Annotated in this window: 20 protein-coding genes and 4 pseudogenes; 13 read left to right on the forward strand and 11 right to left on the reverse strand. The window is 58.4% G+C overall.

The features are described 5' to 3' along the window. Positions 1-37 precede the first annotated feature (37 nt). From D3D01_RS17785 to D3D01_RS17800, 4 genes are all read left to right on the forward strand, one after another. Positions 38-1,246: an Nramp family divalent metal transporter gene (locus D3D01_RS17785; RefSeq protein ID WP_101351605.1), complete on the forward strand. Its 1,209-nt coding sequence runs from the start codon at positions 38-40 to the stop codon at positions 1,244-1,246. Continuing rightward, on the forward strand, positions 1,247-3,241 hold the full coding sequence (locus D3D01_RS17790) for a hydantoinase/oxoprolinase family protein (RefSeq protein ID WP_121513164.1): 1,995 nt from the start codon (positions 1,247-1,249) through the stop codon (positions 3,239-3,241). It abuts the gene before it with no gap. After that, entirely contained in the window at positions 3,238-4,866 is a 1,629-nt protein-coding gene (locus tag D3D01_RS17795) for a hydantoinase B/oxoprolinase family protein (RefSeq protein ID WP_101351607.1), read from the forward strand. Before D3D01_RS17790 ends, D3D01_RS17795 begins: the two co-directional genes overlap by 4 nt. Positions 4,867-4,967: 101 nt before the next feature. Further along, the gene (locus D3D01_RS17800; RefSeq protein ID WP_101351608.1) at positions 4,968-5,960 is read left to right on the forward strand and encodes a DUF3592 domain-containing protein; all 993 of its coding nucleotides are present in this window, start codon (positions 4,968-4,970) and stop codon (positions 5,958-5,960) included. Positions 5,961-5,972: 12 nt separating this feature from the next. On the opposite strand, the gene D3D01_RS17805 is transcribed toward D3D01_RS17800, so the two are convergent. Further along, a complete protein-coding gene (locus D3D01_RS17805) occupies positions 5,973-6,644 on the reverse strand; it encodes a PAS domain-containing protein (RefSeq protein WP_233563457.1) in 672 nt (223 codons plus the stop codon). Between the two features lie 45 nt (positions 6,645-6,689). On the opposite strand from D3D01_RS17805, the gene D3D01_RS17810 reads away from it, so the two are divergent. Together D3D01_RS17810 and D3D01_RS17815 are read left to right on the forward strand one after the other, a co-directional pair. Next, positions 6,690-7,094 carry a DUF4864 domain-containing protein gene (locus D3D01_RS17810; protein ID WP_121513165.1) on the forward strand — a complete coding sequence of 135 codons (405 nt, stop codon included), beginning with the start codon at positions 6,690-6,692 and terminating at the stop codon, positions 7,092-7,094. A gap of 263 nt (positions 7,095-7,357) precedes the next feature. Next, positions 7,358-8,395 carry a hypothetical protein gene (locus D3D01_RS17815; RefSeq protein ID WP_233563459.1) on the forward strand — a complete coding sequence of 346 codons (1,038 nt, stop codon included), beginning with the start codon at positions 7,358-7,360 and terminating at the stop codon, positions 8,393-8,395. A 527-nt stretch (positions 8,396-8,922) separates the two neighbouring features. Here D3D01_RS17815 and D3D01_RS17820 read toward each other — a convergent pair. The 6 genes and pseudogenes from D3D01_RS17820 to D3D01_RS17840 all read right to left on the reverse strand — a co-directional run bounded on the left by D3D01_RS17820 (position 8,923) and on the right by D3D01_RS17840 (position 13,723). Beyond that, entirely contained in the window at positions 8,923-9,306 is a 384-nt protein-coding gene (locus D3D01_RS17820; protein WP_101351612.1) for a hypothetical protein, read from the reverse strand. Next, positions 9,303-10,148 carry a ParA family protein gene (locus D3D01_RS17825; protein ID WP_101351613.1) on the reverse strand — a complete coding sequence of 282 codons (846 nt, stop codon included), beginning with the start codon at positions 10,146-10,148 and terminating at the stop codon, positions 9,303-9,305. The genes D3D01_RS17820 and D3D01_RS17825 overlap by 4 nt, the downstream gene beginning before the upstream one ends. Before the next feature lie 114 nt (positions 10,149-10,262). Then, positions 10,263-11,498, reverse strand: coding sequence for a tyrosine-type recombinase/integrase (locus tag D3D01_RS17830; RefSeq protein WP_121513167.1), 1,236 nt, complete (start codon positions 11,496-11,498; stop codon positions 10,263-10,265). A 382-nt stretch (positions 11,499-11,880) separates the two neighbouring features. Continuing rightward, positions 11,881-12,096 (reverse strand): annotated as a pseudogene (locus D3D01_RS24940) (transposase); the annotation flags it as partial. Between the two features lie 12 nt (positions 12,097-12,108). Then, a pseudogene (locus D3D01_RS24945) lies at positions 12,109-12,435 on the reverse strand (hemerythrin domain-containing protein); the annotation flags it as partial. Between the two features lie 193 nt (positions 12,436-12,628). Then, a complete protein-coding gene (locus D3D01_RS17840) occupies positions 12,629-13,723 on the reverse strand; it encodes a DUF2249 domain-containing protein (protein ID WP_121513169.1) in 1,095 nt (364 codons plus the stop codon). Positions 13,724-13,871: 148 nt separating this feature from the next. On the opposite strand from D3D01_RS17840, the gene D3D01_RS17845 reads away from it, so the two are divergent. The 4 genes and pseudogenes from D3D01_RS17845 (at position 13,872) to D3D01_RS24605 (ending at position 17,614) form a co-directional block, all read left to right on the forward strand. Next, on the forward strand, positions 13,872-14,063 hold the full coding sequence (locus D3D01_RS17845) for a molybdopterin-dependent oxidoreductase (RefSeq protein ID WP_121513170.1): 192 nt from the start codon (positions 13,872-13,874) through the stop codon (positions 14,061-14,063). 332 nt (positions 14,064-14,395) lie between these two features. Beyond that, entirely contained in the window at positions 14,396-14,551 is a 156-nt protein-coding gene (locus D3D01_RS23760; RefSeq protein WP_158600498.1) for a hypothetical protein, read from the forward strand. A 1,707-nt stretch (positions 14,552-16,258) separates the two neighbouring features. Next, positions 16,259-16,411, forward strand: coding sequence for a hypothetical protein (locus D3D01_RS23765; protein WP_157829447.1), 153 nt, complete (start codon positions 16,259-16,261; stop codon positions 16,409-16,411). A gap of 332 nt (positions 16,412-16,743) precedes the next feature. Further along, positions 16,744-17,614: pseudogene (locus D3D01_RS24605) on the forward strand (hypothetical protein). Positions 17,615-18,318: 704 nt separating this feature from the next. Here the strand turns inward: D3D01_RS24605 and D3D01_RS17860 are convergent. Next, the gene (locus D3D01_RS17860) at positions 18,319-18,714 is read right to left on the reverse strand and encodes a hypothetical protein (protein ID WP_394343408.1); all 396 of its coding nucleotides are present in this window, start codon (positions 18,712-18,714) and stop codon (positions 18,319-18,321) included. Positions 18,715-18,721: 7 nt separating this feature from the next. Here D3D01_RS17860 and D3D01_RS23505 point away from each other — a divergent pair, with 7 nt between their 5' ends. Continuing rightward, on the forward strand, positions 18,722-18,925 hold the full coding sequence (locus D3D01_RS23505) for a hypothetical protein (RefSeq protein WP_147439945.1): 204 nt from the start codon (positions 18,722-18,724) through the stop codon (positions 18,923-18,925). 300 nt (positions 18,926-19,225) lie between these two features. Here the strand turns inward: D3D01_RS23505 and D3D01_RS17865 are convergent. The 3 genes and pseudogenes from D3D01_RS17865 to D3D01_RS17875 form a co-directional block, all read right to left on the reverse strand. Further along, positions 19,226-20,076: pseudogene (locus tag D3D01_RS17865) on the reverse strand (IS5 family transposase). Positions 20,077-20,130: 54 nt separating this feature from the next. Next, entirely contained in the window at positions 20,131-20,637 is a 507-nt protein-coding gene (locus tag D3D01_RS17870) for a response regulator (RefSeq protein WP_233563462.1), read from the reverse strand. 1,245 nt (positions 20,638-21,882) lie between these two features. After that, on the reverse strand, positions 21,883-22,446 hold the full coding sequence (locus D3D01_RS17875; protein WP_121513172.1) for an HTH domain-containing protein: 564 nt from the start codon (positions 22,444-22,446) through the stop codon (positions 21,883-21,885). Positions 22,447-22,594: 148 nt separating this feature from the next. On the opposite strand from D3D01_RS17875, the gene D3D01_RS17880 reads away from it, so the two are divergent. Both D3D01_RS17880 and D3D01_RS17885 read left to right on the forward strand, forming a co-directional pair. Next, positions 22,595-22,861: a hypothetical protein gene (locus D3D01_RS17880; protein ID WP_121513173.1), complete on the forward strand. Its 267-nt coding sequence runs from the start codon at positions 22,595-22,597 to the stop codon at positions 22,859-22,861. 2 nt (positions 22,862-22,863) lie between these two features. Continuing rightward, complete coding sequence (locus D3D01_RS17885) at positions 22,864-23,184, forward strand: hypothetical protein (RefSeq protein ID WP_121513174.1); 321 nt, start codon at positions 22,864-22,866, stop codon at positions 23,182-23,184. The last annotated feature ends 70 nt before the right edge of the window (positions 23,185-23,254 follow it).

A 23,254-nucleotide genomic window follows, 5' to 3' on the forward strand; every position in this document is an offset into this window, starting at 1 on the left:
GCCGGGACCGTGACAGTGGCTATCAAAACTAACAATCATGAGCATTACAAAACGACTCAAAGCCGTCGGCCCAGGAGCGATGGTCGCCGCCGCGTTCATCGGCCCAGGCACGGTCACGACTGCGAGCGTCACCGGGGCAGAGTTTGGCTACGCGCTCCTGTGGACAATGGTCTTCTCAATCGCTGCAACGATTGTTCTCCAGGAAATGAGCGCGCGGCTGGGCCTTGTCTCGGGGGAGGGGCTCGGCGAAGCACTTCGAGAGCGGTTCGACAATCAAATCGTCGAGTACGTGAGTATATTCCTCGTTGTCGGCGCCATCGGCGTCGGAACCGCCGCCTACGAGGCCGGGAATATCCTCGGCGGTGCCGCAGGGCTCGCGACGATCACAGGTATCGACTCGACAGTGTGGGGAGTCGTGATGGGACTCGTGGCCGGACTCCTGCTCTACACTGGGCGCTACAAACTGATCGAGCGAGCGCTCATCGGGCTGGTCGCCGTGATGGCGTTCTCGTTCGTAGCATCGGCCATCCTTATTGGTCCTGACCCGGGTGCGATTGCGATGGGGTTCGTCCCCGGTATCCCCTCGGGGTCGCTGTATCTCATCACCGGCCTCATCGGAACAACCATCGTCGGGTACAACCTGTTCCTGCACGCGAGTAACGTCCAGGAGCGGTGGAGCGGTCCCGACGATATCGGTCACTCGCGCATCGACACAGTGCTGTCAATCGTTGCGGGCGGCGTGATCACGATTACGATCATGGTGACCGCGGCCGCAGCATTCGAGCCCGGCACCCAGATCAGCGATATCGGTCAGATGGCCGAACAACTGCGACCCATCGCGGGACCGTACGCCGAACTGTTCTTCAGCATCGGCATCTTCGCCGCCGGATTCACGAGCGCGACGACAGCGCCGCTTGCGGGTGCGTGGGCGACCACAGGTGCACTCGGCTGGGATTCAGACATGCAGAGCACACAGTTCCGCGCCGTCTGGGGGACCATCCTCAGTGTTGGGGTGCTTTCGGTGTTGCTGGGTGGCAGTCCCGTCCAGATTATCGTGTTCGCACAGGTTGTTAACGGGATTTTATTGCCCATTGTCGCGGTGTTCTTGATATACGCGATGAACCAGCGGGACCTCCTCGGCGAGTACACGAACGGGTCGATAGCGAACGCCCTCGGCGCGATTGTGACGCTCATCGTCGTGTGGCTCGGGGTTCGGACGCTGCTCAGCGTCGCGGGGGTGCTGTAGATGGGCGGCCGGCGGATCGGTGTCGACGTCGGTGGCACTTTCACTGACGTGACGCTGTCGCTCGACGGCGAACTCGTGACCGCAAAAGTCCCGAGTACCGAAGACCAGAGCGAGGGCGTCATCGCCGGGATCGAGAAGGCCTGCGAAGCGGCTGCAATCGACCCTGAGACCGTAAGCGAGTTCTCTCATGCGATGACCGTCTCGGTCAACGCGCTGCTCGAAGAGGACGGCGCAAAGACCGCGCTCGTCACGACCGACGGGTTCCGAGACGTTCTGGAAATCGGCCGCCAGGATCGCCCGTCGCTGTACGACCTGTCCGCCGAAAAGCCGACACCGCTGGTTCCCAGACGCCGACGCTTCGAAGTGGCCGAACGAACGACCACCGACGGTATCGAACAGCCCGTCGACGAGAGCGAAGTGCGGGCAATCGCCGAGCAGTTGCGCGAGATGGCTGTCGAGTCCGTTGCCGTCTCACTGCTGCACGCGTACGCGCATCCCGAAAACGAAACGCGCGTCGCAGACATCCTGCGGGATGAGCTCGACGTGCCCGTCTCAGCCTCACACGAAGTCCTCGCCGAGTTCCGCGAGTACGAACGAACCTCGACGACGGCCGTCGACGCGTACGTACGACCGGCGATTGACCACTACGTCAGTCACCTCACCGACCGTGCTCGGGACCTCGGGGTCCCACAGCCACGGATCATGCAGGCCAACGGCGGCATCACCGACGCTGATACCGTCCGGCGGAACGCTGTGACGACTGTTCTCTCGGGCCCTGCCGCCGGCGTCGTAGGGGCAGGTTCGATGGCGGCCGACGAACAGGACGGGCTGGTCACGTTCGATATGGGTGGGACCTCTAGCGACGTGAGTCTCGTCCGTGATGGCGAAGCGGAACGGACGACGGAGGGCGTCATCAACGAGCGGCCGATCAAGACGCCAATGGTCGACGTCGAAACAGTCGGAGCCGGCGGCGGGTCCATTGCCTGGGTTGACGCCGGGGGGGCACTCCGGATTGGACCACGTTCCGCTGGGGCCGAGCCCGGCCCCGCCTGCTACGGGAAGGGCGGGACTGAGCCGACCGTCACCGACGCGAACCTCGTGCTGGGCTACATCGGCGAAAGCACTAGTCTGGGTGGCGAACTATCACTCGATGCCGATGCCGCCCATGACGCGCTTACCGACCTCGCCGACGAAGCGGGCCTCGACGGTCCCCTCGACGCCGCTCGTGGCGTCTATCGCGTTGCCAATGCGAACATGACCAGAGCCATTCGCTCCGTGACCGTCGAGCGCGGGTACGACCCGCGGAAGTTCGGGCTGGCTGCGTTCGGAGGTGCTGGGCCGATGCACGCGGCCTCCATCGCAGCTAGCCTCGATATGGATCGGGTGGTGATTCCACGCGCCTCCGGCGTGCTATCAGCGTACGGCCTGCTCGCCGCCGACGAGAAGCGCGACGCCGTACGGACGTATCAGCGCTCGCTCGACGCTGTCGACCCCGACGATGTCGATGCAGTCTACGAGGCGCTGGCCGAAGAACTGTTAGCCGAGGTCAGCGACCGCGAGGCGGCGACAGTGCGTTACTCCGCCGACCTCCGGTACGCCGGCCAGAGTTTCGAACTGACCGTGGATGTCGACCGGCCGTTCGACACCGCGGACGCACGCGAGCGGTTCGGCACAGCCCACGCGTCCGCGTACGGGTATCGAGCGGACGAGTCGGTCGAACTGGTGAACTGTCGCGTGACGACGACCGTCGAACGAAGCGCGCCGCCGGTCGAGTACGCCGCCGAGGGCGACCCACAGAAGGGGTCCCGAGAGGCGGTGTTCGCCGACGAGGTCCGCGAAACGCCGGTCTACGGGCGGGCGCAACTGCCACCTCAGGATAGAATCGACGGCCCCGCGATTATCGAGGGCGATGAGAGTACAATTGTCGTCCCGCCGGCCTGGAACGTCCGGGTCCGCGATGACGGGACGCTGATTGCGGCGGTGAGCGACACATGAACGACGAAGCCACAACACCGAGTGACGAACAGGAAGCAATCGACCCTGTAACGCTGGAAATACTCAGGAACCAGCTTGAGAGTGTTGCAACCGAGATGGGTCACGTGCTCATCCGCGGTGCGTACTCGCCGAACATCAAGGAGCGCCAGGACTGCTCGACGGCGCTTTTCGACGCGTCGGGTCGGATGGTCGCACAGGCGGAACACATCCCGGTACATCTCGGCGCAATGCCCGATGCGGTGGATGTTGTCCTCCAGAAGGACCCGAAGCCGGGTGACGTGTTCATCGTTAACGACCCGTTCGCCGGCGGGACACACCTGCCGGATATCACGCTCGTCTCGACGATAGCACCCAACGACGAAGTGATTGGGTATGCCGTCTCGCGAGCCCATCACGCCGACGTTGGCGGGAGTTCGCCGGGGAGCATGCCGCCGGGCGCACAGGAGATTTACGAGGAAGGGCTCCGCCTGCCTGCCGTCCGACTCGTCGACGGCGGCGAACCCAACGCGGCGGTTCACGACCTCATCCGTGCCAACGTCCGAACGCCTGACGAGCGCGAGGCGGACCTCCGTGCTCAGCGCGCTGCGAACGAACGAGCCGAGGAGCGCATCGGTGAACTTCTCGAAGAACACGGGTCGATCCTGCTTGATGCGTTCGATGCCGTCATCGAGTACTCCCGAGAGCGGGTCGAGGCGGAACTCGACGCGCTCCCGGACGGGACGTATCGAGCGCAGGATATCCTCGAAGGCGACGGCGTGACCGACGATGACATCCCGGTCGAGGTGGCCGTCACGATCGATGAGGCCTCGATTTCCGTCGACTTCGCCGGGACTGCCGAGCAGGTGGCGGGCAACCTGAACGCGCCACTCTCGGTCGCAAAGAGTGCGGTCTACTTCGTCGTCCGGGCCATAACCGACCCGGAGATTCCCCCGAACCACGGCTGTTACGAGCCGGTGTCCGTGTCCGCACCAGAAGGGTCAGTGCTCAACCCGGACGCGCCAGCAGCGGTCGTCGGCGGCAACGTCGAGACGAGCCAGCGCGTCATGGATGTCACGCTGGCGGCGCTCGCCACGGCCGTCCCCGACAGGGTTCCCGCCGGTGGACAGGGGACGATGAACAACCTCATCATCGGCGACCGAACCGGCGATTTCACGTATTACGAGACGATCGGCGGCGGGTTCGGTGCCCGGCCCGAAAAGGACGGGATGGACGGCGTGCAGGTCGGTATGACGAACACGCTCAACACGCCTGTCGAAGCGATGGAGACCGAGTATCCGCTCCGGGTCGAGCGGTACGCGCTGCGTCCGTCGAGTGGCGGCGACGGCCGATACCGTGGCGGACTGGGCCTCGAACGCACGGTCACCGTCGAGACCGACGCAACCGTGTCACTGCTGACTGAGCGCCGACGAACGGCCCCCGATGGAATCGACGGCGGCAAAGACGGCGCGACAGGAGAGAATCTTGTCGACGGCGAGCCAGTGCCCGCGAAGGCGTCCGTTGATGTCGAGGCCGGGTCGACCATCTCCGTCAGAACACCCGGCGGCGGCGGACACGGCAACCCAGCAGAGCGTGACCCGGAAGCCAGGGAACGTGACCGACGCGATGGAAAGGTAGCCGACCGGTGACGTGCGGGTTCAGTTGTCCCAGATAAAGTGCGACCGAGCCACGAAGCGTTTTGTTTCGAGCGTGACTCTCATACGAGGGCAACACGATACTGTGTACTGAAATGAAGGTCCCGGTCGGAATCACGACCCTCCACCTCTCACAGAGGAGTGCGCTTCTGTTGCTCCTTGCCACCGGCCTTCTCGGGTTCGGCGGGTACGACTACGTCCAGCAGTCACAGGCGGTCGGCAACGCTGTAGCCGTCCAGGCGACCATCACCGACGCTCGTGTCGATCGAATGGACGGCGGACGAGGAATCGACTACGAGCCGGAGATTCACTACACGTACCAGTATCAGGGCGAGACATACACCAGCGAGCAGGTGTTCCCGAGTACGGGCGTACGGACGTACTCCGACCGATCGAGGGCGGAGTCGGTGGTCGACTCATACGAGCCGGGTACAACCACCCGCGCGTACGTGTCACCGGCCGATCCAGACGGCGCGTTCCTCATTCGAGAGCGGACGCCGTTCCCACTGCGAGCCATCGCTGCAGGCGGCGTTCTCGCTGCCATCGGCGTGCTGTCCGGACTGGGAGCCAAGAACCCGGGTCAACAGGAGCTACGTCCGGCGAGTGAGAGCCAGCCAGCGCCTCGCGAGTCATGGGTTGTCCGCCACGGCAAGGCTCTCCACCGGCTATCGAAACAGCTTCTCGGGGCCTGCTTCGTCGGGTTCTGGCTCTCGATGGTCACGCTGGTGTTCGGCCTTCTCAACACCCCCGGTGAATTTGGAGGGCCGCCACAGGAGGTGCAGGTGGACCTTCTGGGTCCGGTCGGCCTCCCGATGATCGCAGGGGTCTGCTTCTGGATCGGAATGATCCTCTCACTGTGTCTGTACGCCGTCTGGTCGTTCACCGAGTACCAGCAGCTCCGGCGGCGACTCCCGAACCCGAAGCCGCCACGTCCGTTCAGGCATCCGAGTCGGCTCGTCACGATACTCGGAACCGAAGACGGCGGTTTGAGCGAGTACGGACAGCGTATCCGGCTGACTGGATGGGCAGTGCTGGTTGCTGTCGGGATGGCGGCGACACTGGCATATATACTCTTTACTGCAAGCTAACCGAGTCCCGGCCTAGGACGTATCGGCCGATTGTGCCACCAGCAATGAGCCATCTGCTGTGTCAATGGCTTTCTGCACACCGAGCCAGTTCGTGATAGAGCCGTCGGGACCACTGAGTGGCACTATCGTCACCCGGTTTCTGAAGCGTGTGCCGTCCGCGCGATAGTTCCATAGTTCGACGGTTCGCCGTTCCCAGATGTCGACCCCCTCCTGAAGCGTTGCGACCGCCTCGGGATCCGTCGCTGGTCCCTGCAGCAATCGAAGGTTCTCGCCGCGAAGCGTTGCCAGCGAGTACCCGGTCATCTCCTGGAACGTCTGTGTCGCATATCGGACTGGATTGTCCTGATACGCCGGGCCAGTGAGCGTCAGCCCAAGAGGACCCGTCCCGAGTCGAACCATTTTCGCGATGTATTCTCGCTCGAAAGACGTCACAGAGCTAGTCTCGAACCCATCGAGGGACCGAATGATGTCTGCCGGCGAGTCCTCGGCGTGGTCCGGACCGACAGTCCGGAGCTGGTGTGTTTCGACAAGGTCCGGAAGCCGCCGGCGAAACTGCTCCTCGTCGAGCAGCATGGTTTCGATAAGTGCGTCCCTGAGTGGGGCCATGTTCGCAGTTGCCAGTTCTAGCTTTCGGGGGCACAAACTCCCGTCGGTATCCTGCCAATGGCTGCTCGGACCTGCCATTCATGCTGATGCAGCACCTGTTACAGATACGCGCTTGCCTCTACAATGTCTGAACGCGAGTACCCGGTGGTCGGCCTCCCGACACCCAGCGAGACATACGGCCCCAGCGATGCTGTTGCCCTCCAACTCGATGCGCTGGAAACGAACGACGAGCCATGTGACAACGCGGGGATCATGACGGCGTACAATTTCGCCTCCCCGGCTAACCGCCGCTCGACTGGTCCCCTCGACCGGTTCATAGCCATGGTCCAGTCACCGCAGTACCGCCCGATGATCGACTTCGAGGAGGCCGTGCGAGGCCCCATCGAGCAAGACGAGAACTACGCTGAGCAGCGGGTGACGATTACGGGACCGGATGGACGGACAACCACCTACGAGTTCGGTCTGTCAGTGCAGTCCGTCGGTGAGTTCCGAGGGTGCTGGCAAACCGACCGTGTTGTCGTGGTCTGATCGGTGGCAGCGGCAACTGAGTCAGTGACCTGTAACGTTTGTGAGCGGGGCTGCAAAAGCTACGACCAGTTTCGCCCGCTCGAATGTTCTTTCGATCTATCTCATACGCTTTTCCTCAGAGAACGCGCTACAGGTGTCTGCCTGCCAGCCACAGAGCAGTGACATGGGTACTTTCCTTCGGTTGGAACAGCCACCGCAGAGCCGCGTCAAACACAGGCGAGCAATAGGGTATATTTGAAATGGTTACCGTCAAAGGGTACGGTATGAGGATTTCTATCGTCGGAGGGGGATTCGCAGGGCTGGCAGCAGCGCAACTGGCTGAAGGGGTTACGTCGGACGTACAGCTCTACGATAAGGGCGCATACAGCGGTGATCGAAGAGGGGCTTGGGGGGAGATGGTCTGGGACTACTCGCGGCTCCCTCTAGATCGACATGTGCCAGGGTACGTTAGAGAGGCTAATACCGGGATATTTGTCGGTTCCAGTGGGAAAACAGCTGTAACTGTTCCTGATGGCGTTATTTTGAACAGAGGAGAGTTAGAGAAACACTGGGCAGGCACGCTCGAACGGACAGAGATTGTAGAGAACGCAGAAGTCGACGAAGCAGAGTTTCGGAGGCTATCTGCGGAGTCGGATTTACTGATTGATGCCACTGGTCAGTTCCCGATCTCACGCCGGTTTACGTCCCTGTCGTATGACGTAGCGTGTCCGACGCTGAGCGGGAGGATAGAGGCTGACTTCTCCCATCTGTATCCTGAGCCAAGAGCACTTGCGTACGAGAATTACTTCCTCTGGATCGTGCCACAGTCACCGGAGGAGGCAACTGTCGGCCTCGGCTGTCGAGAGGACAAGCCCCCTGCCGAGCTGTACGAAGATATGCGACAGTTGCTTGCAGAAATCGATATCGAGCCCCCAGAGCGTGAGGCCCTGTACGGCGGCACTGATGTCTCAAACGGGTTGCGGAGTCTCTCACACTGTTCGTACGAGCTCAACGACTGCACAGTGCATATCGCGGGTGACGCCATCGGATTGGCAAACCGCCTGACGGGCTTCGGAATGATACATGCGGCACAGTCCGGCCGAGCTGCTGTGCGGTCCTTCGTGCAAGGGAATTCGTATAAACGCAGGTTGTTGTGCCAGAACTTCTGGACGAAAGCAGTTACTGGTGTGGCTTCACCCATCCATCACACCATCGGGTTAGACGGAATAGCTCGGTTGGCAAAGTCGGACATCGAGTATCAGGAGAGCTTTGAACCGCAGCAGCCAGCAGATATTCTGGGCGCTGTTCGAACCTTCATATAGAGCCACCAATCACTGTTAGACACGCAGTCGGCCAGAGAGCGGTGTTCGGTCGGGAGGCGTAGAGACTTGGTACATAGTGTCGCTTAATTTATAGGTAAGTCTTATTCGCTACCGATACTCTGCTCTTGTCTGTCTGAGGAGTGATAATCTGTCTCACGACTGATCAGCGGCGACTGCCTGAGCAGTCAGCGTAGCACAGATAGAGATAGTCCGTCCCAGCTCGCCACACCAGCTATGAAGGCTAATCCGACACCATATCTATTAAATATAGCTACCTTTTATAGTCAAGTAATGTATCCAGTTGGAACAGCTATACAGCATATCTAAGTAGTATAGCTAGAAATTGTAGCTAGCAAAGAAGTTCGGATAAGTCAGCGGGGAAGAATAGCCAGTAGATGCAGCTACTAGTGCTGGCCCTGTGCGATAGTTTGCCCACGCAGAGATAGAGTCAAGTACAGCAAACAGGTCACCTGTAGAGGGCAAAGAGCGGTCGTAGTTCTACTCAGTATAGAAGAACCGATAAGACATTAGCGAGAGGGGGCTGACTGCTCCCAGTCGTACCCCCACTCGCGGAGCTTTTCCGCGACAAGGTCCGGATTGTCCATAGCGACGACAAGGGCAGCCTCCAGCGCGTCAGTCTTGTATACATCCTCGCCGACTGCATCTTCTAGATTCCGGAGGAAGGTGGACTCCCGCTCCTCGACCTCAGGCCGAATAAAAATCGGCCGTTGCTTGCGGTCTTGCTTGACTGAATCACGCCGGAATTTGTATGGGATGTCTGGCTGGGTCGTAGTTTCGACGGCAGGAGATTCGGTTTCGGTAGCTGGCACCTCATCCTGCTGGTCATCCGCTTCCGGCTCTGTATCTGTGTCCGCCTCTGCGAACGGATCGTCACCTGAGCCGGATTTCATGCTGTTGCCTCCTGCTCTCGGGTCTGTCGGAGGCGTGCAGCCAGCTTTTCGAACTGCTCTAACGTTTCGATTTCATAGTCACGTTCCCGGCTCCGGTGTTCTTCGATGTATTTGAACGCCGAACACTGTTTTCGCCAACATCCCTCAAGCAGGGACGTCCGCTCGCGGAACACGACCGGAATGTCATACGACTCAGCCCGGAGCCGTTTGAGCATCTCTTCCTGATCGTTCGTACCTTTGAATCGATTCGGCACAGCAGCTAGCACGCCCACGTTGATATCTAACGTGTCTTCGAGTCCAGTAACGAGGTCTGCAAGGCCCTCGACAGACTGCTGGCCCTTCCCGCTCGGTTCGAACGGGATGACCAGATTCCGCGTGGCGTGCAACGCGTTGTACAGTTTCACATCCGCAGTCGCAGGCGGGTCGATGATGACAGTATCATACTCGGACGGAACGCCCGCGTCTTTTAGCACACGAAGCAGTTGGACGTTCGGGTTCCAGTTTTCGCCGAAATCCGCTGCCTCTTCTTCGCGCCGCCGCAGATGTTTTGAGAGGACCTCCAGGGAGTTGTGTGCAGGGAGGACGTCGACGCCCTCGGAACTTTCAATGAGATCAGCGAACGGCCCCCGTGGCCGTTCGACGAGGTGTCGAACTAAACTGTCGGCCTCTGAGTCCGTTCGGCGGTCCGCGACATCGAACAGGAATGAAAGGCTCCCCTCCTGTGGATCCATATCTATTGCCAGTACGTCGTGACCAGCGCGAGCGTCGGCGACAGCGAGGTTCGCCGCCATCGTTGTCTTGCCGACACCGCCGGCCTCGCTGTACACGGTGTAGGTCAGCATACTATATCGGATTCGCCGCACAGATATAAAGATTAGTCAGACGGTATAGCTATATGGTATAGCTACGGAAGGTACCTTTCCGCTTCCACACAACTGTTGCGTTCCCGCGAGCGGTTACTCAGTGAATAACCCTGCGAGTGTCTCGTGCATCTCAGCCCGCCGGTGAGATCGGGCCTCAGACTCGGAAAGATAGTTATCAAGGACGACCTGTGCGGATGCCGAACCCTGCTCAGCCGCAACATCTTCGAACCGATCCGCAACTCGTCTGACAGCAGCACCGTATGTGGTATACCAGAATCGACGACCCGTTTTCGGCGTCGGCGTGGCGCCATCAACGGTGATGTCTGCGGCCTCAGCCACTGACTTGAACCGACGACGGACGGTTTCAGCAGTTAAATGACCACTAGCCGCGGATGGAGAGGGCAGAAGATATCCAGACCACTCTGGATCAGCAAGCGCCTCTATACGTCGCTCTACGGTCTCCAGACCGGCCAGCAGAGCCACCGTCCCGGGGCCGTTTTTCCGCTCGCCATCACCGAACTCTATGTACGGATGGGAGTCATCGTCCGGATCGAGATTGAGCTGTCGGATGTGGAGCGATGCGACTTCACTCGGCCGCAGCCCCCATCCGCAACATGCAACCACAATGAATCGGTCGCGTAACTCAGACGCCGCTGTATATAGGCGCTGGACAGCGTCTCTATCGAGTGCTTGGTTATCCCATGATGGAGTCGTATCCCACCCAAACCGGATTTCGAGGTCAGCGAGCGGGTTGTACGCCGCAGTGCCGAACATCACCAGGTGCTTGTAGAACTGCCGTGTGTCCTGAACGTATTTACGGCGTGATGCGAGCGTCGTCAGAGCCTCATCCAGTTGGTCAAGTGCGTCAAACGTCGCTGCAACCCTATCCATTTCTGCAACACGTTCATCGGGATTCTCCAGCGGTGCGAGCAGATCTTTTGTATCGTGGATATTGGTATATACTTTCGTGTAGCGTCGCAAAATCGACCGACGTGTCTCGATTGTCGCATCAGCGCGCCCTCGTCGAGTCGAAAGTTCAGCGAGGTATTCCTCTACGGCTCGCTGTGTATTGTCAGCCAGGAACTCGAATGACCCCGATTCAATCGGTGCTTCCGGCACCCCAATTTCGTCGTAGAACTGCCCCGGAGATAGGTCAAACCGGCGCTGGAGGTGCTTGACGAATCCCGGAAACTGTCGGTTCAGCCATGCGTATGTGGGGGTTTCAGCTGTTGGATTGAAGCCATCCTCTTTCATCGCCGGCACAACGGCCTCACGATAGAATGATTTGCAATCGGCCAAGTCCATCGTTGAATAGCGAACTTCGGTCATTGGTCTGAGTGGGTGGGCAGTGTGCTGTCCCTACTGGGTACTCTGAGCCGCCGGAATTTCGTATGTATCGTATTTCAGTCGCAGTACTAATAATTTGTCTTGTGTTGTTTTCTCACGCAGAAACCCATAACAAGACAGATACCGGGATCTTGAGAAGGAAATAATATAAACTGCATATAGCTATACTAAATTTGTCCCCAGAAGATGAACTACAGGACTATAGCACCGCCAGGATGCACGATATCAGCTGAACCGCCGAACTCGACACACTCGGGTCAGGACACCGCTTCAAGTTAGGAACCCAACTCGATTTGTGTATTTAAAGAAATCAGGCCAGTGCTGCCGCTCACCACCACTCTACCTCTGTCGTCTTGGACCGTGACTACCCGATCCCAGTCTCCTTCTTCAACAATGTGAGCGTAGTATCCGCAGTCACGATCGGGGAATGCCCGTACTTACCCGTCAACTCGACCTAGACTAAGAGATCGACCCGCCAAATCGAGTACAGCAGACGGGCGAATGCGAACTAAAAGAACCGAAGGAGCAAATTCTTCGATGTTGTCGCTGCTATGAATCGCTTGATGCTCCGGTAGCTCGCACAGGCGTCTTCGGGAACGGCGTAGCCGCCGGTCAGCTCGGCGATCCGGTCGAGGCGGTCGGCCGTTCCGGCGAGGTCGTCCTCGAAGCCCCGGATCGCTTCGCGGAGCCGGGCTGCTTCGTCGTCGGAAAGCGACTCCGAGCGATCAAGTTTCCCAACGACAGGGAACAACTCGTCTTTCTCTTCTTCGGTGTGCTCGTGCATCTCCGCCGCGAGGTCGGGGAACGTCGATTCGACCGCCGCCAGCTCGGGGTGGGTCTCCCCGTGGACCCGGTTCACCTTCGCCACGAGGGTCTCAAGCGCGGGCAGTTCCTCACGGAGATAGTCGTGGTGGGTCTCGACGACGTGGTCAGCTAGGTCCGCGAGTCCACTCCAGTCGTAGTCGTCGCCAGCGTCCGGTCGCCGTCACAACAGTAGTCCGGCCCGAGAGACTCGAACACCCGGGCGTAGGCACCTCCTCAACGAGCGATGCAAGTGTTCGGTCGGGATAAGTGTCAGTCATACGTTGGAGTCGATGGCCTCTCTGGGTCAGTCAGAACGGCGCGTCGGGCGTCTCATCGGTGGCTCCCTGTCCGACAGCCAAGCTGGAGTCGCCAGCCTCGGACTTACCGATCAGTACCCGGAACTCGCCGGGGTCCTTCTGGCGGTACTCCCAGCAGAACTCCGATCCCGCCTCAGCGTCGAACTGGTGGTACAGCGGCTTGGGGGCGTGGTCGTTCACGAACATGAATGCTTCCCCAGTGTCGAGTTTGGCGTAGGCTTCGAAGATTTGCTCGTGGCGCTGGGCAGGAGGCAAATCTCGAACGTCGAGTTCTCGCGTAATCTCTCTGTCTTCAGCAACTGTCGTCGACGTCGCATTCTCCTGCATATCGTCAGACTGGCCCACGTCTTTTGCACCGTCGTGGCTACCGCCTTTCGTAATGTGCACGCGACAGCGCCCGGGTGCTGATTCAACAACCTCCCATTCGAAGGAGTCAGCATATTGCTGGCGGAACTCCTGGTGCAGCGGCCGAGGCTCGTGGGGAGCAATGATTTCCATCGTTCCGCCGTCGGGAATCATTCCGTAGCGGTGGTGGATGGTAGGGTGGCGTTCCTGTTTCGGGATTTCGCGAACATCGTACCGGGTAACGATGGCCTCGTCGACGGTCTCGGAGTCCGCAGTCTTGTAAATCTCGACGCGCCACCCGTCGTCGCCGCGACTCACGTACTCCCATTCGATTATGTCGCCGTGCATCGACCGTAGCTCGTGATACAGCGGCTTTGGATCGTGGTCGTTTACGAGTACGAACCCTTCATCCGCGTCCAATTCCTCGAAGATCGTTAGTAGTACCTCGTGACGGCGCTGTGGTTTCAGATCACGCACATCAATGGTCGCGGAGTCCTCATCGTCGAATCGGCCACCAACAGTCAGAGTCAACTCTCGGGGGACTGCATCGGGATCCGCGTACTCCCAATCGATCACCCATTCCTGTTCAATCTGGTAGCGAACTAACTCGGGATCGATATCTCGATCCGTGACGATACCGAGTTTGTCACCGGCTGCTGCATCGTTTAGGGCCTCAAATAGGTGCTCATGGAGTCTGTCTTCGGCCAAAGCCCGCAAGTCGAGTTCCGTTTCCGTCACCATACTTGATGATCCCTGACTGGACGGATGGGACTTATGTCGAAGGCGTTCGGGGGACTTGGGCTACCGAGCCGAATCTGTTCCCAACAGAAGCTTAGTGCTGGGCCTGTCTCCCCTCCGCTAAGTAAGTACTAGCGGGGACTTACCAACAATGGACAAACTCGAATCGCATGCGGTTCCAAACACCGTTGATCCAGAGAGATGGCGACTCGAGGTTACCGGTGCCGTCGCTGAAGCGGTACAGTTCACACAGGACGGGTTGCTGGCACTCCCTGCTGGCGAGATAACGGACGATTTCACCTGTGTCGGAGGGTGGCAGGCAAAGGACCTCTCGCTCGAGTGATATGCTCCGCGCCGTGAACGGCGCGGCTTCCCACGCATGTGGAATACCAGCTAATTGCGGCTATCGCTGGTAGAGGGTTCCGGCCCGTGGAACGCCGAGAGAGTCATTTGCGAGTGTTTCTCGCTCGTCTCACGGTGCCGTTCGAAAGACGCGCCGCGTCTCTCGTGATCACGAGACGGCTCCGCCATCTCACACGAGGTCGTGGTGCTGTCACAGGCTCTCCCATCCCGGGCGAGTCATTGCCTGCCGGTTTCAGTGGCATGCTCTCCCCCCACGGGTCAGCCCGGTGCGCAACGTTGGTGGCGCTGGTTATATCACCCTGAAATGCTGTGATGGCTGTCGACACTGGCGTTGACCCACCGCTTGTCGACACGATCCAGCGCATCGAGGTGGGTTACGTCCTCGTCGTCAACGGCGACTCCCGAACCTGGGATATACAGATGTCGTCAAGCGAGCCATCGACGCCCGTATCAACGTGCATACACTGACTGACGCCGGTAGACACCTCCTCCAACGGCAGGCCGAACGCTCAGAGGCCTGTGTGATCTACCGCAACCTGTCGCTGATGGGGGTCCACAATAATGCCACTATAACCCACATAGCGACGGCGAACAGCGGTCATAAGTGGGGACCCAGTCGGCCGGTGTAGTCAGAGGCACGTGATCACTGGGCAGGTGATGACCGACTAGTACCCTATCGGAATATATGTAGACCCAATAAATAATCATTACTGTTCGAGAGTATTTCGGCATCCGAGCCGCGAGACGGCCCGTCGCCGGATGCGACGACGGACCAGCTCTCGTGCCTCTGACAAGTATCCAGTACAAAGCGGTTTGCTTCGTGCTGGCGTTCACTCTGTATGTAGTAATTGTAAATGTAATTTGCGACTCACGTTAGAAGCAGAATATATCACGAAGTGCCTCAGAAAACGGACTCTAGGACTGAAACAACGGAGAGGCTGGGGAAAGGTGCCAGACCCATGCCTGTGTAATCCACCGTCGCGTTGCTGGAGGGCAACGGCACTGACAGCCGTTACAGACACCCAAAGTCAGCAAGATACCACGCGGTTTTTGACCGCTTGCCAGAAAGCGGAGGTCGGTGGCAACGGGCACAGAACTTGCCACTCCTCTGTCAGAGGCACGGGCGGGTTCTGAACCCCGCACACGGCACGGCTCAACCGAAACCATCCTAGACGCCAGTCTGTAGCGGGGATCAGAACCCGTGGCTACGCTATGCATTCCCTCTAATTAATTTTCATTCGCCCCTGTCATCCAGTTTCAGGCCTCCAGCGACCGGGTTCGCTGCCCGCTCAGACGCCAGCGATGACCGCACTCACAGACGTAGTTCTGCAGATGAGACCCAGACTACACACAGACCCCAGTCAGCGCAGAGAACAGATGAGGGACGGTCTCGGAGAAACGACGTATCATAGCCCATCCAGCGTCGACTGAATCGACGACGGGTTCTGGACCCGGACTACTCGCTGAATCAGATCGGTCCTATGGGGGTGCTGAGCGGGGACCAGAACCCGGCTGAAGATAGCAGGAGTCGGAATAAAATCGGTTGCGGTTTCCGTCGAACCGCAAGCAAGCGCTGGAATCGTGTTTCGACCAGTCGGCGCCAAGAACAACAGCGACCGGTCTCAGTGCCACGTAGACAGCCGACTCACCGGGAGTGTGAGTCGGTTTATAAAGGTGGTGGGCTGCTGGGGGTGTAGGAAGTGGTGTGCAACGCACCACCGGAAGTCGTCATCCACGACGACGGGTTCTGGACCCAGACCAATCGATGAATCCGGAGTGGATTGGGGGGGAGATGGAGCGGGGACCAGAACCCAACCGAATGGTATACACTTAGTATCAAAAACAGTTGTGACTTAGACTCATGGTTTGTTCTCTCATCGGTTACGACACAGCCACAGGCGGCCCGGCAACAGAATGGTGGCCAGCCGGGGGACAGCCGTGCTGCAGTTAGCGCTTCCGCCACCATCCGATATCGTCAATCTCAAATCGAGTTCCGGGTCCGGATCAACTACTGCCCCTGAGTAGACTCACTGATAGTCACTCCGGCCTCTGGAACTCATCACAGCCATTGGTAAGTATCCGCAAAAGTCGTTTTCGCCGTCATTTATCTGGTGATACACTACCAAGTAGATATCAACATTCCATCGATTGCCCGTTTGGCAGGGAGGCGGACCAATGACTACCCACCCGGCAGTCGGCGAGATCGTCGCCATCACGACCACCGACAGCGAATCGCTGTTGCTGGTCTCTCACTGCCACGAATTACACCGAGTGGACGGCAGAGTTCCCCACCATCGAGAGCTACTACGACCAGTACCGCCGCGGTGACTACGCACATGACGTTGTCATCGAACGTCGAGCGGTGGTCAAAGGATGACCAGCCACGCACCCCCTACGGCGTCAATCCGGAGGACTGCGAAGCTGACAGTCGGTTGGGACAGGATGCCTCCGTGAGAGCCTGACCACGCTGGTCCCGGGAGCAGTGTCCGAAGAGTGCTGATGGTCCCATCCAGTCTGTTGCCACGGGGCAAAGCCACCGGACGGCCCGGAGTTGCCACGAGCCACCTACCGCGTCCAGATAGCTCTCATTACGTCGCCGATAGCCCGTGCTGTGGTCAGCACTGCCCGGTTCGATTCCGGGGACAGACGCTGTAGTCACGATGCCACGAGAACCCCACCGACGACAGCGAGACCGACAGCACAGCACCGACATAGCCTTCGTCGACGAACTCGGCATGGACATCGGCCAAGAACAGACATCGAAGCCCTCCAGTCGCTCGTCAGTTCCCTCGGTGACGAGGTGTCACCCCCCATTTCGAGTGTTCTTGAGTTGCTGGTCGGGACCATCGAAGGTCTCCAAGAACGTGCCGACGACCTAGAGGACGACGTCAAACGGACTCACAAGTTGCTACCACAGCAGTGGGCAACGCCGCCAGGAGCGACCACCGACTCGACGATATCGAAACGCAGCAAGAGACGACCCACGACGTTGTCGAGAGTGCCATCCGAAAGCCCAACAGCTTGAGGCCGACACCGACCAGCAAGAAGACGCCGAATAGCTACCTGAGAGCATCGAACCCAGCAGTTCGCCGCTGGACTTCTTCGCGAACTGCCGGCAGTCCAAGGTCAAGACGATGTTCGTCGAGCGGTCGAGCCGCCAGAATACCTACCGGGCTATCAGCATCGCCAAACGCTGGCCTGAGTTTGCCACGAAGCGAACGACGGCAGCGGCGTGTTCGTGCCGAAAAAGAATATAGAAACAGCCCTCACCGCTGAACTCGGGAAGGAACCACACCGCCAGACCATCAAGCGCGCCCGGGAGAAACTCGTCGAGATCGGCGGCAGGGATATTGTTGAGAAAACGCGGCAGGTCGGACAGGACCAGACCAAGACCGAACTCCTCGCGATGGATATGGCAACAGCCGAAAGACTGGTTGAAAAGCGCTACGTCGACCTCGATCTGCTGGAGAACAGCGACCACAAGCCACGACGGGTGGCGTCACACCCGTTGTGGTGGAGTCGTCGCCCTAACCCTGTGGCACGCCCCGAATTGGACAAGAATCGGCACTGACCCGACGCTGTTGGACGCGGTGGCACGTGAGATAATCATCCTCGTCGTGGCGACGGATATTGCCTGACAGTTGGGACAGACTCCCTCTTCGGAGGTGGTTTCGTAGTACTCCGATTTCTGCTGTGAGAACACGTGAATGTCCCGCCCATGAACTGACGAAACTGCAAGATAAACGTAGTTGTCTCCCTAATAGACCTCCCGGTCAGCGTCGAATCCAGCAGACTGGTCAACACCATCCGCTGTCGCACTCTCCACGATCCAGTCTGGGGGATCAGCGTAATACTTTCACCCCTCATTTTCGGCGGCCTCAGTCAGTTCCTCCTCATCTGCGCATCGTTGGTCTCCTCTATTTCGCATCTCGGGTGATATCTCAGATGCTGGAATTAGTTTTGGTGATAGACCCAGCTACAGGCCGAAATCTTTCTGTGCGAGATCGATTGTGGAGCAACCCGTCTCCTGGTGGACTCAGAAAGGGCGAGGCCGCCTCGGTCACCGGGAGACTCCGTCTCCCGAGCTCACGGCGTGAAGCGCTGTGAACGTCCCCCGGCCCCGCAAGCACCGCAGGGACGAGGAGCGTAGCGGTGGTCGCGGGATGCCGAGCGTCCGAGGGCTTTCGGGTGTCGTCGCCGACGCTGGGTGTTCGGCATCGTTACTCGGAGGCCGGTTACTCTTCGAGGCGGTGGAGCAACTGCGTGACGTAGGGACGATTCTCCCAGCTCCGATGCGGGCTAATCGTCGTGATCAGCGTCCGAGCCTCTTCGGGGCTCAGATGTCCGTTCCGAGCGTAGTCGACGATGAGCCGCGGCGTCGGGACGATCCGCGGGCCCTGCAGTGAAGCGTGGATAAGTGGGAAGTTCGTCCCGCCGAACTCGTCGGTGAGAAACCAATCGACCGCGAGGACGTTGTTCGCAGCCGGGGCGTGGATGCCCTGGTACTGCGTGATATCACGGAGTTCAGATATCACTTCTGGTGATACGAACACCTCACACGACGTGAGTAGATACTGAAACGGGTCCGGGGTGTTAGTGTCGAGGGCCGCGTGTGATAGTCCGGGAATCACGAGCCCAGTGGATGAAACCCGCGTCGGCCAGCTTTGGGAGATGTACGTGGTGAAGTCCCGTCTTTACATGTTCGAGCGCGTCGCCATCGTGCTCTCCCGCGACTGTCTCCGATGTGATGTCGTCCTCGTCCCGCGGGTTCTGTTGGGCAACGGCCAGGAGAATGCGACGCCGGTACTCGTGGCTGAGTATTTCGAACAGTTCATTCAGTGAGCCGCCATTCTCTTCGGTTTTTTTCTGACATTTGCTGATAGCTCTCGTTGCGAAACGCCTCACTTGGTGATGCGTTCCGCGCAACCGATGCGCGAAGAGAAATGGATGACTGCGAACGGGTACTCCCGTTTCAAGCAGCCCCCACCATTGGGGCTAAACGCACAGTGTGTACTGGGCTCTGTACGGTGTCTTGGTTCCCGAGAGGAAAATGGTTGTGGGTGTTGTAGCATGATTGTTAAATTACTGCGATGTGGTTTCAGCAAAGCTACCACGTCTCTTCACCATCCGTCGGTATCAGCACTACGCCGATCCACAGTTGTTCTCGGCGACTGCGAACGCCCGCTCGATGTTATACACGACACACTTGATGACGAATTCGCGGAATTGCTTCCACCAGCGGCGCGACCGCACCAACGCGCCGAATTTCTGCTTAATCGCCGCGTTGACTGTCTCGTTCATGTTTCGTCGATTGTAGAGACCGCTGTCCAGTCGGGCATTCCACGCCTTGTGGAGCGGTGTGAACTCGCGGTGCTTGATGACCGGGCGAATATTGAGCTCCCGGGCGAGTTGCCGGAGCTTCTGGTTGTCGTAGCCCTTGTCACCGGTCAAGATCGAGATGTACTGTGCGTTCCGTTTCACTACCTGTGACGCAATCTGTGTATCGTGTTTTCGCGTTGTCGTCACGTGAACATCAAGAATGGCGTTGGTCGCTGTATCGACCAACAGCGTCGTCTTCAGTTGCTGTATGGTGAGGTTGGTTCGCCTCGTGTAGTGAGTAGAGGCATGCGCCCGCTCGAACCCGGACGCATCGATGCCAGTGACACCGTTCAGCGGCAAGTCCACAAGTGAAACGTTCAGCAGCACTCGCCAGACGGCCATCTCCAAGCGGTCGAACGCCTTGCAGAGTGTCGAGGGTGCAGGGATCGAATCGAGATCAAGGGTGTCACGAATGCGAGGCATCTCGATAAGTTCGTCAACAAGATCGCGGTACGTTGTCGTCTTCTTCACCTTGAGACAGAGCAGGACAACATGTTGCCGGAGCGTGAACCGTTCCGTGAATAGCGTGTCGAGAACCGCGCCACAGCACGGCGAGCCAGCACCATAGCCCGTTCAACGAATCGAAGAAGTCGTGACTTTGGGAGAGCATCCATCTTCCTCCAGCTACTCACCAGTCATGTTTGTCAGCAAGGGTTTCAACAAGGCCGCTATTTCACCATCCCGAACGATTCCAATAATGTCGTGTGCAGCGTTGAGGCGTGTTTTGGCTCGTCACTCCGTATCGACGATATCACGCTGATCGCGGTGGTATCTGACTGCGTCGGTATGAGTGTCGTAAGGCGCTCCCACTGATTCTCATGGCGTTCTTTGACCAGATAGTCGGTGACGCCAGCAGAAATGGCACGACTGGCGACCGCTTCACTCCCCTCGTTTATAAATATCATAAACGGCAGTGTCGGTGCCTGTGCACGGACTGCTTCAAGAAACGCAACGCTATCCGTATCTGGCAGGTCGTGATCACTGACAATGCAATCAACCTGTGTCTCCTTCCCCAAGATATCAATAGCCTCTCCGACCGACATCGCGGAGATGACCCGGATATCACCCTGCTCTGGAAGCACACGTTCACAGGCGGCGGCAAATTCCCCGTCAGTCGTAACTGTCAGAACATAACTCAGATCCACGATTCTATATTCTACCAAACCGCTGTCCATCAATCAAGGTGGCTATTCCCCCCTTTCTGAGCGTGCCATAGGGATATCCTTACGAGTTTTCCATCTATATTCGACTGAATCACCAACTCGGTAAGCAGACGTGCTCAGCGGACAGTTCACTCCAGAAGCCAGAAACAAACTACCCCGTAAACTGCCCTCTGACACCGTAATTAGGCATCCGTCTGTTTCGGTCGGCCGTCTACCTTACGCTGAAAGGGACCGACTGCCAGTGGGAGTGCAGTCGTGTAGTACATCAGGCGTGGCTTGAGGGAAAGTCCAAAACGAGCGCAAGTCACAACAGGGAACCCTCGAAGGCCGCCGCGACATAGTCAAATTGGACGCTCGTTCCACATCAGGTACTTCTCGCATCGATTTAGTTGAGATGGCGGGAGGCGTTTGAACTCAGTAACGGTGTGACAATATCTGAGCACGGAGGACTGATCATCCGAGGCTACAGTGGAACAGGAGAAAGTAAACTCAGATCACCCACTGGCACAAATATTGTGACATCACTCATGGAGTTTATAATCGATATTTGCTATGCCCTTGAGTGCGTCAATTCCGTGTCTACGGACCAGTGGACCCAACAGATAGAAGCAGTGCTGTGCGCTGTCTTATGTAAACGCCGCAGTCAACAGCGAAGTAGCCAGCAGTGTACTTGAGGGAGTAGACGACACTAAGGAACTGACAGTTTATCAAGCTCACGGGAAACCGCTTCTGGACCGCTCTGCGAGGGTCGACTCGACCATGACTGTCGCCGTGTCCCTCTCTGATTGATTGTTGAGCGAATTGAAGGGTCCGAGGCAATAATTGAACGCACTGACGACGTGATTAGTCCGTTCGCCTCCGAACGGCTTCGGTCGACCGACGAGACAGACGAGGTTGTTGCGGAGACCGTTAGAGAGTGTCTGTTTCGCGGGATTGTGGCTAACCAACGTGGTCGCACAATCGGTCCGGTTGTTGGTTAGTCAGAAATCTGATTTAGATATCTGTATTTGATTCGAAATCGCCTAACTGCAGACTTGCGGACATCTGTCACGAACTCGCTGGTAGATCAGCTCAGGTACTGACACTGCTAGCTGTCGACAATGTTCGCGAGTATAGTGCCTGAGACTGCCCATTGCTACTTCGCCTATCTCTGATCATTTTCTCACATGAACGGTATCCGAGCGTTTGATACCGACGAACCCGGCCAGAACCAATCCCACGGAGTGGCTCGATGCTGACAGTTCATGCTCACCATCGTCACTTATTCTTGTCAAACGGGCCCTCAGGTAGCCGGGGCCACAGGAATCCGCTCACCCAGGCCATATACGGTGAGCAGAGTGTCACAATGATACCAGTGAGCACACACCCGATGGCAATGCCGAGATAGGCTCTTTCCGGGAGCGCCGACTCTGATAGGAGACCAACTGTGAACGCACCATACACGGAGAATACGACGCTCCCGGTGAGAAGCATTATGAACCCAAAAAGGGCGAACGCCCCGGGGCCAGTCCGAGAGTGCTTTTTTATGAGGCTCCAGAGGTCGGCATAGAACCGTTGGACAGCCATAGTGGTCTCCGTGTGGCCTGGATCGTGGACGTCGACGTCCCAGGCGTAGGTGGTCTGGCTGTCGCGACGGTCGAGCCACTCACTCATCTCGCCGGTGTGATTACTGATCGTCGTCGTTGAGCAGTCGAATCGCTCGGCGAGTTCCTGCTGGGTGTATTGCCGGTCGGGGTTGGCGTACAACAGCTCGGCAATCGCGAAAAACCGGTCTCCTTTGGCGTCGAATTCATCAGCGAACGCCGACGGGACTCGCGCCATACGCTTCGGTTAGACAACCTGGGTAATAAAGGCAAGAACTATGGGTTGACGCTGATACAGGGGCCTCTTGATAGGCATAAACCCTCGGTAGAAGACCTAAAACGGTCGTCCCGGTTTTTGTCCCCTGCCATCGTCGGCAAAGGTGTCGATGGAAGCTACCGAAAATAGTGCGGACCGCTGTACACCGATGGAGAGGGTATCGTATACTGACCAGAACCGGCAGCGCGGGCAGAGTGATGGGCAATACGTACTCGGGGCGTTCGTTGCGGTCATCCTTGCCAGCCCACTGGCGACAGCGGTAGTTGAGATGCAGTATCATCTATCCGCAGTAACCGGCTTCTCGTGGCTGTCAGCTACGTTTCTCGCAGGGCTGATTATCGCTGTGATGGTGGCCGCGGCACTGGAGGGAGTGTAGCCATGACTGGACACAATCCTTGGGACACACTCTGTGAGTGTCTCAAAGCGAAACCTCGCCGCCGGGTCTTGACGGGCTTAGCTGCCAAGGAACCGACGGAGACAGTCCACTTCACAGAAGTCCGAGCCGATGAGTCAAACACTGGGACGCCGATCCACGCCGAATATATCCATCTCCACCTCCCAAAATTGGCCGACGCTGGCTACATCGTGTTGGATGAGCAGACCTATGAAATTAGTCAAGGGCCTCGGTTCGCTGAGATCGAACCGTTCCTCGAGTTAGTCCAGCGCCATGGAGAACGATTGCCGGATGGCTGGGTGTAACGCCTCGATGGAACATATTGGGGCGCTACCACAGTTGCCACTCGTTGACGAGTTCTACCATCGGCTCACG

It is taken from the genome of Haloarcula sp. Atlit-7R, from assembly GCF_003666065.1.
Classification (GTDB): domain Archaea; phylum Halobacteriota; class Halobacteria; order Halobacteriales; family Haloarculaceae; genus Haloarcula; species Haloarcula taiwanensis.